Raw genomic sequence first — 12,968 nt, forward strand, 5'->3', positions numbered from 1 at the left:
CTAGACTCGTGCGGGTCCGCACCTCCCACGGGGGGCCGGTGCGCGCGCGCCGGCCGAGGAGTGATGGGTCATGGCCGTGACCACACCTGAGCGCGACGGCAAGCCGCCCGCCGGCAGCACGCGACGCAGGCTGGGACCGCTCGTCTGCGGACGCCGCAGCAAGTGGGTCGTCCTGGTGTTCTGGCTGGTGCTGCTCGTGGTGGCGTTCCCGCTGTCGGCGAAGCTGACCGGCGCGCAGGAGAACGACACCGCGTCGTGGCTGCCCGGCTCGGCCGAGTCGACGCGGGTGTTCGAGATCCAGCAGGACGCGTTCCAGACCGGCGAGGAGCTGCCGGCCATCATCGTCTACGAGCGCGACGGCGGCATCACGCCCGAGGACCAGGAGAAGGCGACGTCCGACGCGCAGGCGTTCGCGGACGTCGAGCACGTGAGCGGCGACGTCGTCGGGCCGATCCCCTCGGAGGACGGCGAGGCGCTGCAGGTCATCGTGCCGATCGATCCCGGCGACGGCGGCTGGTTCGCGCTGGGCGACGCCGTCGACGAGATGAACGACATCGTCAGCGGCGGGCCCGACGGGCTGAACGCGTACGTCGCCGGGCCGGCCGGGGTCTCGGCCGACTTCGCCGACGCGTTCGAGGGCATCGACGGCACGCTGCTGTACGCGGCGATGGGCGTCGTCATCGTCATCCTGCTGTTCTCGTACCGCAGCCCGGTGCTGTGGATCATCCCCGTGTTCTCGGCCTTCACCGCGCTCACCGCCGCCCAGGCCGTCGTCTATCTGCTGGCCGAGTACGCGAACGTGACGGTCAACGGGCAGACGGCGGGCATCCTGCTCGTGCTGGTGTTCGGCGCGAGCACCGACTACGCCCTGCTGCTGATCGCGCGCTACCGCGAGGAGCTGCGCCGGCACGAGGACCGGCACGAGGCCATGGCGTTCGCGCTGCACCGCGCCGGCCCGGCCATCGTGGCCAGCGCGGCCACCGTCGCCGTCGGCATGCTGTGCCTGCTGGCCGCGGAGATGAACTCCACCCGCGGCATGGGCCCGGTGCTGGCGATCGGTGTCCTCATCGGCGTGACGGCGATGCTGACGCTGCTGCCGGCGCTGCTCGTGGTGACCGGGCGCTGGGTGTTCTGGCCGCTCGTGCCGAAGTTCGGGTCCGCCGAGCCGACGGAGCGCGGGTTCTGGTCGCGCGTCGGCCGCGGGATCGCGCACCGCCCCCGCTTCGTGTGGATCGGCACGTCGCTGGCGCTCGGCGCGCTGGCGCTCGGACTGCTGGGCCTGAACACCGGCGTCATCGCCAACAAGGACGCGTTCGTCGACACGCCCGCCTCGATCACCGGCGAGGACGCGCTGGCCCGGCACTTCCCGGCCGGCACCGGCAGCCCGGTGATCGTCATCGCCAACGCTCCCGAGTCCGACGCGGTGCGGCAGGCGTTCCAGGACACCGACGGCATCGCCGACGTGACCGACGCGACGCCCGTGGGCGACGACCTCGTCTACATGGAGGGCACGCTCGAGGCCGCCCCCGACAGCCCGGCGGCACAGGACACCGTCGAGGCGGTCCGCGACAGCGTCCACGCGGTGCCGGACGCGGACGCGCTCGTCGGCGGCAACACCGCGGTCGCCCTGGATGCGCAGAACGCGGCCAGCCGCGACAGCCTGGTGATCATGCCGCTGGTACTGGCGGCGGTCTTCGTGATCCTCATGATCCTGCTGCGGGCGTTCGTGGCGCCGCTGGTGCTGATCGCGACGGTGGTGCTCTCGTTCGGCGCGGCGCTGGGACTGAGCTCCCTGATCTTCGAGCACGTCCTCGGCTTCGCCGGCGCCGACACCGCGTTCCCGCTGTTCGTGTTCGTGTTCCTTGTCGCCCTGGGCATCGACTACAACATCTTCCTGATGACGCGCGTCCACGAGGAGGCCAAGCAGCACGGCACCCGACGCGGAGCGCTCATCGGGCTCGCGGCGACCGGCGGCGTCATCACGTCGGCCGGGCTGGTGCTGGCCGGCACGTTCGCCGTCCTGGCGACACTGCCGGTGGTGGCGTTCGCGGAGATCGGCATCACGGTCGCTTTGGGGGTTCTGCTCGACACCCTGATCGTGCGGTCGATCCTGGTGACGGCGCTCAACCTCGACCTCGGGCGGCTCATGTGGTGGCCGAGTGCGTTGTCGAAGCACCCGGAGCCGACGGCGGCCGAGGCGGCGGACCTGCCCGAGGAGGAGCCGGTCGCGCCTCGCAGTTGAGGTTCTGCCGGGGGATGAGGTGGGCCCGCCTCACGGCGTTCCATGCGGTGTTCGCTGGGCTGTGGGCAGCCATGATCATCAACGATCCGCTACATCACGAGGATTACCCGAGCCTCAACACGATTGCAGGCGTGTCGAGGCTCGGGTAAGCCTGGTGGGCGGCCCAGGAAACGCGACTACAACGCGCGTCAGGAGGGAGTTCTCCCCGCTATAGCGAGGAAAAGTCCCTCCCGACAGCACCACGGCCCACCACCATCGAAGACGACCAACCGCAGCCAGCGAGCCACCACCCACCCGTCGCCAGACTCGCACCTGAGATCCACGCAAGATTCTTGCGCAAGTCTGTCGTATGCTTTCGCTCATGGCTGGACGACTGACTGAGGTGGCGGCGAAGGTCGGCGTGAGTGAGGCGACCGTGAGCCGGGTGCTCAACGGGCGCCCGGGCGTGTCGGAGGCGACCCGCGAGGCGGTGCTGACGGCGCTCGACGTGCTCGGGTATGAGAGGCCGACGAAGCTGCGGGGCGAGCGGGCACGGCTGGTCGGGCTGGTCCTCCCCGAGCTCCAGAACCCCATCTTCCCCGCGTTCGCCGACGTCGTGGGCGGGTCGCTGGCGCAGCAGGGGCTGACGCCGGTCTTGTGCACGCAGACCGTCGGCGGGGTGTCCGAGGCCGACTACATCGAACTGCTCTTCCAGCAGCAGGTGGCGGGCGTGCTGTTCGCCGGCGGACTCTACAGCGGCCGCAACGGCGCACACGACCACTATGCCCGGCTGATCGAGCGCAAGCTGCCCACCGTCATGGTCAACGCGGGCATCGAGGAGCTGCCGTTCCCGCGTGTGAGCTGCGACGATGCGGTGGCGACGGAGCAGGCGGCGGGCCATCTGCTGTCGCTCGGGCACACAAGGATCGGCCTCATTCTCGGGCCCACCGACCACGTTCCGTCGCAGCGCAAGCTGGCCGCTGCGCACACGAGACTGGCCGCCGCCGGCGTCGAGCTGCCCGACGACCACGTCGAGAATGCCATGCACTCCCTCGAGGGCGGCCAGGCCGCCGCGAGCCGGCTGCTGCGCCGCGGCGTCACCGCCGTCATCTGCGCGAGCGACCCCATGGCCCTGGGCGCCATCCGAGCCGCCAAACGCGCCGGCCTGCGCGTTCCGCACGACTTCTCCGTGGTCGGCTACGACGACTCCGCGCTGATGAACTGCACCGAGCCCGCGCTCACGACGGTCCGCCAGCCCATCGAGGCCATGGGCAAGGCCTCGGTCGACCTGCTGGTCGGCCTGATCAACGGGCACCGGGTCGAGTCCGACGAGCTGCTGTTCGAGCCGGAGCTGGTCGTTCGCGGCTCGACGGCACCCCCACCGCGCCCCGAGGCGTAACCCAATTCGTGTTGTTGCAACTTCTTGTCCAAGTCTTGCGTGATGATATCGCCGTCGTTAACGTGACCGCCATGGACAACGCGTGGTGGCGCAGCGCCGTCATCTATCAGGTGTACGTGCGCAGCTTCGCCGACGGGAACGGCGACGGCACCGGTGACCTCGCCGGCGTCCGGGACCGGCTGCGCTACCTCGCGGACCTCGGCGTCGACGCACTCTGGTTCAGCCCGTGGTACCCGTCGCCCATGGCCGACGGCGGCTACGACGTGGCCGACTACCGCGACATCGACCCGGCCTACGGCACGCTGCGCCAGGCCGAACAGCTCATCGCCGAGGCCCACGACCTGGGCCTGCGCACCATCGTCGACATCGTCCCCAATCACGTGTCGGACCAGCACGCCTGGTTCAAGGCCGCGCTGGACTCCCCGCCCGGGTCGCCGGAGCGCGAGCGGTTCTGGTTCCGGCCCGGTCGCGGGCTCGACGGCGCCGAGCCGCCCAACGCCTGGAGCTCGATCTTCGGCGGCTCGGCCTGGACCCGCACCAAGAACGCCGACGGCACGCCCGGCGAGTGGTACCTGCACCTGTTCGCGCCCGAGCAGCCCGACCTCAACTGGACGCACCCGCTGGTCTGGCACGAGCACGAGCAGATCCTGCGGTTCTGGTTCGACCGCGGCGCCGCCGGCGTGCGCGTCGACTCCGCCGGGCTGCTGGCCAAGCACGCCGACCTGCCCGACGTCGACCCCGACCACGCGCCCGGCCAGCACGTGCACACCGACCGCGACGAGGTGCACGACATCTACCGCAGCTGGCGCCGTCTGGCCGACAGCTACGACGAGCCGCGGGCGCTCATCGGCGAGATCTGGCTACCCGACCTGCAGCGGCTGGCCCGCTACCTGCGTCCGGGCGAGTTGCACACCGTCTTCAACTTCGACTTCCTGGCCTGCCCGTGGGAGCCGGCGCGGCTGCGCGAGAGCATCGAGACCAGCCTGCACTTCCACGAGCAGGTCGGCGCGCCGGCCACCTGGGTGCTGTCGAACCACGACGTCACCCGCCCGGTGACGCGCTACGGCCGTGCGGACACGTCGTTCGCGTTCGCCACCAAGCGGGCGGGCACCGAGTCCGACCTCGTCCTCGGGCTCAGAAGGGCCCGGGCGGCCGCGCTGCTCATGCTCGCCCTCCCCGGCTCGGCCTACGTGTACCAGGGTGAGGAGCTCGGCCTGCCCGAGGTCGAGGACATCGAGCCCGGCCGCATCCAGGACCCCATGCACTTCCGCTCCGGCGGCGTCGACCCGGGGCGCGACGGGTCCCGGGTCCCGCTCCCGTGGCGGGGCGACGAGCCGCCGTACGGGTTCAGCCCCGACGGCGCCGTCGGCGAGACCTGGCTGCCGCAGCCCACGACCTGGGCGGACCTCACCGTCGCGGCACAGGAGCGCGACCCGTCGTCGACCCTCGCCCTGTACCGGGACGCGCTGCGGATCCGCAAGACCGAGCCGTCCCTCGGCGACGGCGCCCTCACCTGGCTGGACACCCCGGCCGACCTGCTCGCGTTCAGCCGCGGCGACGTCGTCTGCGTCGTCAACCTGTCGGCGGACCCCGTCGACCTGCCCGCGCACGAGGAGGTCCTGCTCGCCAGCGCGGACCTCGATGACGGCCGGCTCCGTTCCGACGCCGCCGTCTGGCTACGCCTGCCCACCACCGACACCCCCGAGCGCTGAGTTCACCTATTGGGCCCGACAACGCCGCAACGTAGCGGCACCAAGGGATGGAGCACGAGATGAGCAGCACACGCAGACACCTGGGCGCCGTGGCCGCGGCCGTGATGGCGTTGAGCCTGCTGGCCGCCTGCGGGTCCGAGGACGACGAGCCGCAGGCCGGCGACGGCGGCAGCGGCCAGCCGAGTGAGGGCGGCGACGACGCCGAGGCCGTCACCATCAGCGTCAGCAACCTGCCGCCCGCGACGGAGTCCGCCACCCGTGAGGCGTTCCTCGCCCGCGTCGAGGAGTTCGAGCAGGCCAACCCGGACATCACCATCGAGCCCAGCGAGTACGAGTGGGACGTGACGACGTTCGCGGCCCAGCTGGCCGGCGGCACGCTGCCGACGACGTTCGAGTTCCCGTTCACCGACGGGCAGGCGATGATCGAGCGCGGCCAGCTGGCCGACATCACGGCCGAGGTGCAGGAGCTCCCCTACGCCGACGCCTTCAACCCCAGTGTCCTGCAGGTCGCCCAGGACGACGGCGGCAACATCTACGCCATCCCGTCCACCGCCTACGGCATGGGCCTGCACTACAACCGGGCCATGTTCGAGCAGGCCGGTCTCGACCCGGACCAGCCGCCGACCAGCTGGGCCGAGGTCCGCGAGGCGGCCGACGCGATCGCCGAGGCCACCGGCCAGGCCGGCTTCGCGCAGATGAGCCAGAACAACACCGGCGGCTGGATCCTCACCACGCTCACCTACGCGCTGGGCGGGCGCATGGAGGAGGGCAACGGCGACGACGTCACGGCCACGCTGAACAACGACGGGACCCAGCAGGCCCTGGAACTGCTGCGCCAGATGCGCTGGGAGGACGACGCCATGGGCGACAACTTCCTGTTCGACTGGGGCACCATCAACCAGGCGTTCGCGGCCGGGCAGGTCGGCATGTACATCGGCGGCTCCGACGTCTACAACAGCCTCGTGACCGAGAACAGCATCGACCCGGACAGCTACGGGCTGACGGTGCTGCCGCTGGAGGGCGGCGACGCCGGCGTGCTGGGCGGCGGGACGATCGTCGGCGTGCGGCCCGACGCCAGCGAGGCCGAGCGGGCGGCCGCCGTCAAGTGGATCGACTTCTTCTACATGAGCAAGCTGACCCAGGAGGAGGCCGCGCTGGCCGACGCCGAGGCGCTGGTCGCGACCGACGCCCCGCTGGGCACACCGGCGCTGCCGATCTTCGGCGCCGAGCAGCTCGCGCAGTCCGACGCCTGGGTGGCCGACCTGGTCAACGTGCCGCTGGAGCAGATGATGCCGTTCAAGGAGAGCATCCTCGACCAGCCGCTGGTGCCGGAGCCGCCGGTGCGGGCGCAGGACCTCTACGCCGAGCTCGACGCCGTCGTGCAGGCCGTCCTGACCGACGAGAACGCCGACATCGACGCCCTGCTCGAGACGGCCAACACCAACGTCAGCTCGCTCCTCGGCGCCGGCTGACCCATGATGACGGCCCCGGGGTTCGCGTGGTGGCACCGCCGCGACCCCCGGGGCACTCCATCCACAGCGCGGTCGATGGGAGAACCGAGGTGAACGCCACCATCCGCTGGGTCCGCGGCGGCGGGCTGAGCACGCTGCTGCTCCTGCTGCCGCTCCTGCTGGTCTTCACCTACTTCGCCTGGTTCCCCATCGGGCGCGCCGTGGTGATGAGCTTCCAGGAGACCAACCTGGTGACCGACCCGGTGTGGGTCGGCCTCGACAACTTCCGGCAGGTCCTCGAGGACCCGCTGTTCTGGACGTCGGTCCGCAACACCATCTACTTCACCGGGCTGGCGCTGCTGTTCGGCTACCCGGTGCCGCTGGTGCTCGCGGTGGTGATGAGCGAGCTGCGCCGCGGCAAGGGCGTCTACAGCGCGCTGGCCTATCTGCCGGTCGTCGTGCCGCCGGTGGTGGCGGTGCTGCTGTGGCGGTTCTTCTACGACGCCAGCCAGACCGGCGTCTTCAACACGATCCTCGGGTGGGTGGGGCTGGGGCCGTTCGCCTGGATCCAGGACGCGTCGTCGGCCATGCCGTCGCTGGTGCTGCAGGCGACCTGGGCCAACGCCGGCGCGACGGTGCTCATCTACCTGGCCGCCCTGACCGGTGTGCGCGGCGACCTGTACGACGCCGCCGAGGTCGACGGCGCGGGGCTGTGGCACAAGATCTGGCACGTCACGCTGCCGCAGCTGCGCGGCGTGCTGCTGATCACGCTGATCCTGCAGGTCATCGCCACGTTCCAGGTGTTCACCGAGCCCTATCTGATGACCAACGGCGGCCCGCAGAACGCCACCGTCACCGTCCTGCTGCAGATCTACAACTACGCGTTCCGCTTCGGCGACTTCGGCGCGGCGACGGCGCTGTCCGTGCTGCTGGCGCTGTTCCTGGCCGTCATGTCCGCCGTGTACTTCCGCCTCACCCGGTCCTGGAGCACGACATGAGCGACGCGGTCAAGGACGAGCCAAGGGTGACGGCGCCCGCTGCGGTTCCGGTGCCGGACCCAGTGGTTCCGCCCCGGCGCAGCCGGCCGGAGACGACGGGCGAGCGCGGCATCCTGTCCGACTTCGACTGGGGGCGGGCCGGCACCCGGTGGGGTGTGCGGGTCGCGCAGGCCGTCGTGCTGGTGCTGCTCGCCGTCGCCAGCCTCGGCCCGATCCTCTGGCTGGCCCGGGCGTCGGTCAGCACCACGCAGGACACGCTGCGCACGCCGATGGCGTTCTGGCCCAGCGGCGTCGACTGGGCGAACCTCTCGGCCGCGTGGAACGAGGCGCAGATCAGCCACTACTTCACCAACACGGTGTGGGTGGCGCTGGGCTCCTGGTTCGTGCAGCTGCTGGTCGCGACCACCGGCGGCTACGTGCTGGCGGTGCTGCGGCCGCGGTACGCCCCGGTGGTGACGGCGGCCGTGCTGGCCACGCTGTTCATCCCGGGCGTCGTGGTGCTGGTGCCGCTGTTCCTGACGGTGCTCGACCTGCCGCTGGTGAACGCGTCGCTGCTCAACTCGTACTGGGCGGTGTGGCTGCCGGCCGGCGCCAACGCGTTCAACGTGCTGCTGGTCAAGCGGTTCATGGACGGCCTGCCCCGCGACGTCTACGAGGCGGCCCGCGTGGACGGCGCCGGGCCGTTCCGGCTGCTGTGGTCCGTGGTGCTGCCGATGTCGAAGCCGATCCTCGGCGTCGTGTCGATCTTCGCGTTCCTCAACGCGTGGAAGGACTTCCTCTGGCCGCAGATCGTGCTGCCGGAGCCGACGCTGCAGCCGCTGTCGGTGCGCCTGCCGCTGATCCGCGACACCGTCGAGCTCGACGTCTTCCTCGCCGCGCTGCTGATCTCGATGGCGCTGCCGATCGTGATCTTCCTGCTCTTCCAGCGGCTGTTCCTGCGCGGGGCCGGGCTGGGTGGCGCCGTCAAGGGTTGACGACGGCGCCACCCGGCGGCCTCAGGGGACGACGCGGCCGGCCGACGCGCGGACGGCTCCGTCGCCGTCGAACGCCACCCGGGCGCCGAGCCAGTGGCCGGCCGGCACTGCGACGCAGCCGCCGCGGCCGGTCGTCGCCTCGGCCGACCTGGTGCCCCGCTCGAACCGCACCGGCTTGCCCGGGAAGCCGAACCCGTTCTCCGCGTTGACCAGGCAGATCTCGTCGATGCGGGCGTGCTCGCCGCGGCGCACCTCGATGGCCGAGTCGACGGCCTCGCCCGCGGCGGCGACGATGAGCGCGGGCTGGTTGGTCTGCACGCCGTCGGCGCCCATCGCCCGCGCCTGCAGGAACTGCGCGACCTCCTGGTCCGGGCCGGCGTCGTAGGCGTGCGGCATGACGATCGCGCAGGCGTCGTGCGCGGCCGCGACCGACTCCGGCGTGTACTCGTCCAGCCGCGAGCCGAACACCTTGAAGACCTCGGCGATCTCGTAGACGAGGAACGCCGGCTCCCAGGCGTCGCGGTTGTAGATGAGCCGGGCGGCGGGCTCGGCGATGAACACGCGCGGGTCGCCGGAGTTGAAGATGGACTCCTCGATCAGGCCGTACTCGCCGACCAGCTCGGCCAGCTCGCCCTCCTCGGTGACCGAGCCCTTGATGTCCAGCTCGACGCCCTTGCCGGCGCGCTGCGCGAGCTCGAGCACCTCCTCGAGCGACGCGACCTGCGCGGGGTCGTACGGGCCGCCCTTCCACGGCGCGTAGTCGGCCGCGTTCAGCGAGCGGACCTCGTCGTACGTGAGGTCGGTGATGTTGCCCGTGCCGTCGGTGGTGCGGTCGACGGTGGAGTCGTGCAGCGCGACGAAGCGGCCGTCCTTGGTCTGCTGGACGTCGACCTCGACCAGGTCGACGCCGTAGGCGAACGCGTAGGCGTAGGAGTCCAGCGTGTTCTCCGGCGCCAGCGTCAGCGCGCCGCGGTGCGCGGAGATGACGGCGTCGGCGGAGCCCTGGTCGGGAGTGCCGGCGTCGGCCCAGCGCGCCGGGTCCGGCAGCTGGTCGCAGGCGGGCGGGTCGGTCAGGGGACGGAGCTGGGCGAGGGCCTCGCGGTACTGCTGGATCCGCGGGTCCTCGTCCTCGGCGCCGGCCTGCGTGGCGGCCAGCCCGGTGAGCAGCGCGATGGCGACGGCGGCAGCGGCCGTCCGGCGCAGCGTCCTCACAGCCATGTCAGTTCCTCTCGACGTGCGTGGGGGGTCGGTCGAGTATTCGCCGCGCCGTCCGACGGCCCGGTGAACCGCGGTCGACCGTGACGAGGCGCCCGCGCGACGCTTGTGCTGCGTCGCCCACGGCTGGGTATGGGAGGCGTCGAAGGACACCCTGAAAGGAGCGCCGCCGTGGCCGACATCCCCTACTTCACCATCGCGACCGCCGCCGAGAAGAGCGCGGACTTCCGCCGCGTGCTCTGGACCGGAGAGCACACCCAGCTGGTGATCATGACGATCCCGGTCGACGAGGAGATCGGCGAGGAGGTGCACGAGGACACCGACCAGATCCTCACGTTCGTCAGCGGCACCGCCAAGGTCGTCCTCGACGGTTCGACGAAGTCGTGCGCCCAGGGCGACCTCGTCGCCGTCCCGGCCGGGGCGAAGCACAACGTCATCAACACCGGCGAGAACCCGCTGATCCTCTACACCGTCTACGGGCCGCCCGAGCACGCCCCTGACGCCGTCCACCACACCAAGGAGGAGGGCGAGGCCGCCGAGGAGTCCGGCCAGGACGAGCCGCCCCAGTGAGGGGTCTCTCCGCCTGAACGCCGCCGGCCCGAGCTCAGGGGGTGTCCGTGGCCTCGGCGGTCGCGGACGCCCCGCGAGCCTCGCGCCGGTGCTCGACGACGGCCAGGACGCCCAGCACCAGCAGCACGAACCCGGACGTCACCAGGCCGCTCTGCCCGGCGAACACCGGGACGCCCGCCAGCAGCAGACCCACCGCGATGAACGACGCCGGTCCGATGTGGTGCCCGACGCGGACGCCGCAGGCGATCAGCCCGAGCAGGAACAGCGCCGGCCCGCCGAGCACGGCCAGCGCACCGACCACCTCCAGCTCGTGGCCCGGGTGCGCGACCACGAGCTCATCGCCGACGGCCATGAGCACGATGCCGGCGACGATCGGCAGGTGCAGGTAGGTGAAGATGTCGCGGCCGAGCGAGCCGACGTCGTCGCTGGTGCTGCTGCCGATGCGGCGGACGATGACGGGAGACGCGCCGGAGAAGTACAGCCACCACAGCGCCACCGAGCCGAGGAACGACAGGCTCAGCGCCACGCCGGTCTCGAGGTTCATCTCCGCGCCCGACGCCGTGACGCCGGTCAGGACGATGCTCTCGCCGAGCGCGATGATGATGAACAGCTGGAACCGCTCGGCGAAGTGGTGGCCGTCGATCGCCCACTGGCTCATCGGCGTGCCGCCCACGCCGGGCAGCCAGTACTTGGCCAGCGGGCCGGCGAGGTCGATCGCGAGCGCGGCCAGCCAGAGCGGCCAGCGGGCCTCCTCGACCAGGCCGCCGGCCACCCAGAGCGGCGCCGACAGCACCGACCAGGCGAGGATCTGGCGGAAGTTCTGGTGGAACCGGCCCGGTGGCGTCGCCACGACCACGAACAGGTTGCGGCCGATCTGCAGCACCGAGTAGCTGCAGGCGAAGAGCAGCGCCAGCTCGCCGAAGCCGCGCGGGATCGCCACCGCCATGATCAGGCTGGCCAGCATGACGAACGTCAGCACGAGCCGGATCGGCACCGTGTCGGGGTCGAACCAGTTCGCCATCCAGGTCGTGTAGTTCCACGCCCAGTAGACCGCCACCAGCATGAACGCAGTCTCGGCCGCGCCGGTCCAGGTCAGGTGGGTGGCCAGCAGGTGATGCGAGAGCTGGGTGACGGCGAAGACGTAGACCAGGTCGAAGAACAGCTCGAAGAACGTGGCCCGCTGCTCGCGCCCGGTCCGCCGCATGATCCGGATCTGCGGGATGAGCGCATCCTGGCCGTCTCGTGTCGCGTCGGACATGAGCCGGAGCGTAGTACCGCCGCTTCCGCGTGGCGACGCGCGTACGCTCAGCGCGTGCCGACGGTCCGGTCCCGGATCACCTCGGCGATCGCCGCGTCGGAGGCCTGTCCGGCCTCGTCCCCGGCCGCGGCGTCGAGCTGCGCCTGGCGGGCGACGACGTCGAGCCGGGCCGCGTCGACCTCCGCCGGCGGCCGGTAGGCGAGGGCGAGGTCGAGGACCGCGGTGGCGGTGTCGACGGCGGCCTGCCTCGTCTCGCGAGGATCACCCGCGGCCGACAGCCGGTCGAGAGCGTTCTCCAACTGCGTGGCCAGGACGGCCGGCGCGGTGGTGTCGCGGTGGTCGCGCCAGGCGGCCACCATGGCGTCGATGTCGCCCGCGCCGGCGAAGACGGCGGCCGCGCCGTCGGCCAGCTCCGTCAGGACGGCGGGCGGCTCGCCGGGGGTCGCGTCGGTGGGCACGGCGAGCGCCACCTGCACCAGCTCGTCGGAGGCCTCGGCGCGGAACTCGCCGTAGCCGGGCGCGAACACCTTGTGCTCGACGGCGCCGTCCAGTTGGTGCTCCTCGGTGGCGATCGCGCCGCCGACCGGGCCCCGCGGCCCGTCGGCCGTGACGTCGTCGTCGCGCACCGTGACCTCCTCGAACACCAGGTCCGGGATGTTCTCGGGCCGGAACACGTCGCCCCGGCGCGGCCCGGCCGGCATGATCAGGCCGCCCGGTCCGTCCTGCCCGGCCAGCCAGCTGCCCTCGTGATCGGCGACGACGCCGTCGGTGTAGTTGTCGACGTCCTCGCCCAGGTACCAGACGCCGCCGTCGTCATCCTGCGCGTAGTAGTCGAGCGCGACCTCGACGATGCGCCCGGCCCGATAGGCGACGTACTGCGACACGACCGCCTCGATCCGCTGGTCCGCCCAGGTGACGGTGCGCGTCCGCGGCAGGGTCGTGACCTCGACCCGCAGCGGCTCACCCTCCTCCTGGCCGAGCTGGATCACCTGACCGCCGGGCGGCACCGGGAACAGCGGGTTCGTGACCGCCGCCGGGTCCGTGAACGACGGCGTCGCGGTGTCGACCCGGCGGGTGTCCTGGCTCGCGCCGCAGCCGGCCAACACGACGGCCAGCGCGACGGCCGCCACGACGCCCGCCGCGAGGACGACGGCTGGGCGCGGGCGCACG

10 protein-coding genes are annotated in these 12,968 nt (G+C 71.7%); 7 read left to right on the top strand and 3 right to left on the bottom strand.

Annotated features, from left to right (window positions below; genetic code table 11):
• Positions 1-70: 70 nt before the first annotated feature.
• The 6 genes from HD601_RS32040 to HD601_RS32065 all read left to right on the top strand — a co-directional run bounded on the left by HD601_RS32040 (position 71) and on the right by HD601_RS32065 (position 8,755).
• Entirely contained in the window at positions 71-2,242 is a 2,172-nt protein-coding gene (locus HD601_RS32040) for an MMPL family transporter (RefSeq protein ID WP_184828971.1), read from the top strand.
• Between the two features lie 361 nt (positions 2,243-2,603).
• Positions 2,604-3,620: a LacI family DNA-binding transcriptional regulator gene (locus HD601_RS32045; protein WP_184828973.1), complete on the top strand. Its 1,017-nt coding sequence runs from the start codon at positions 2,604-2,606 to the stop codon at positions 3,618-3,620.
• A gap of 71 nt (positions 3,621-3,691) precedes the next feature.
• Entirely contained in the window at positions 3,692-5,332 is a 1,641-nt protein-coding gene (locus HD601_RS32050; RefSeq protein ID WP_184828974.1) for a glycoside hydrolase family 13 protein, read from the top strand.
• A 59-nt stretch (positions 5,333-5,391) separates the two neighbouring features.
• A complete protein-coding gene (locus HD601_RS32055) occupies positions 5,392-6,804 on the top strand; it encodes an ABC transporter substrate-binding protein (protein ID WP_184828976.1) in 1,413 nt (470 codons plus the stop codon).
• An 89-nt stretch (positions 6,805-6,893) separates the two neighbouring features.
• Positions 6,894-7,781: an ABC transporter permease subunit gene (locus HD601_RS32060; protein ID WP_221441485.1), complete on the top strand. Its 888-nt coding sequence runs from the start codon at positions 6,894-6,896 to the stop codon at positions 7,779-7,781.
• Positions 7,778-8,755 (top strand): carbohydrate ABC transporter permease, encoded by a 978-nt coding sequence (locus HD601_RS32065; RefSeq protein ID WP_184828978.1) that lies wholly within the window; start codon positions 7,778-7,780, stop codon positions 8,753-8,755. The genes HD601_RS32060 and HD601_RS32065 overlap by 4 nt, the downstream gene beginning before the upstream one ends.
• Before the next feature lie 21 nt (positions 8,756-8,776).
• On the opposite strand, the gene HD601_RS32070 is transcribed toward HD601_RS32065, so the two are convergent.
• Positions 8,777-9,973, bottom strand: coding sequence for a glycerophosphodiester phosphodiesterase (locus HD601_RS32070; protein ID WP_184828980.1), 1,197 nt, complete (start codon positions 9,971-9,973; stop codon positions 8,777-8,779).
• A 177-nt stretch (positions 9,974-10,150) separates the two neighbouring features.
• Between HD601_RS32070 and HD601_RS32075 the strand changes: the two genes are divergently transcribed.
• A complete protein-coding gene (locus HD601_RS32075) occupies positions 10,151-10,540 on the top strand; it encodes a cupin domain-containing protein (RefSeq protein ID WP_184830314.1) in 390 nt (129 codons plus the stop codon).
• A 34-nt stretch (positions 10,541-10,574) separates the two neighbouring features.
• On the opposite strand, the gene HD601_RS32080 is transcribed toward HD601_RS32075, so the two are convergent.
• Both HD601_RS32080 and HD601_RS32085 read right to left on the bottom strand, forming a co-directional pair.
• The gene (locus HD601_RS32080; RefSeq protein ID WP_184828982.1) at positions 10,575-11,798 is read right to left on the bottom strand and encodes a low temperature requirement protein A; all 1,224 of its coding nucleotides are present in this window, start codon (positions 11,796-11,798) and stop codon (positions 10,575-10,577) included.
• Positions 11,799-11,845: 47 nt separating this feature from the next.
• On the bottom strand, positions 11,846-12,967 hold the full coding sequence (locus HD601_RS32085) for a hypothetical protein (protein ID WP_184828984.1): 1,122 nt from the start codon (positions 12,965-12,967) through the stop codon (positions 11,846-11,848).
• Between the last annotated feature and the right edge of the window lies 1 nt (position 12,968).

Origin of the sequence: Jiangella mangrovi (assembly GCF_014204975.1) — a bacterium.
Taxonomy (GTDB): domain Bacteria; phylum Actinomycetota; class Actinomycetes; order Jiangellales; family Jiangellaceae; genus Jiangella; species Jiangella mangrovi.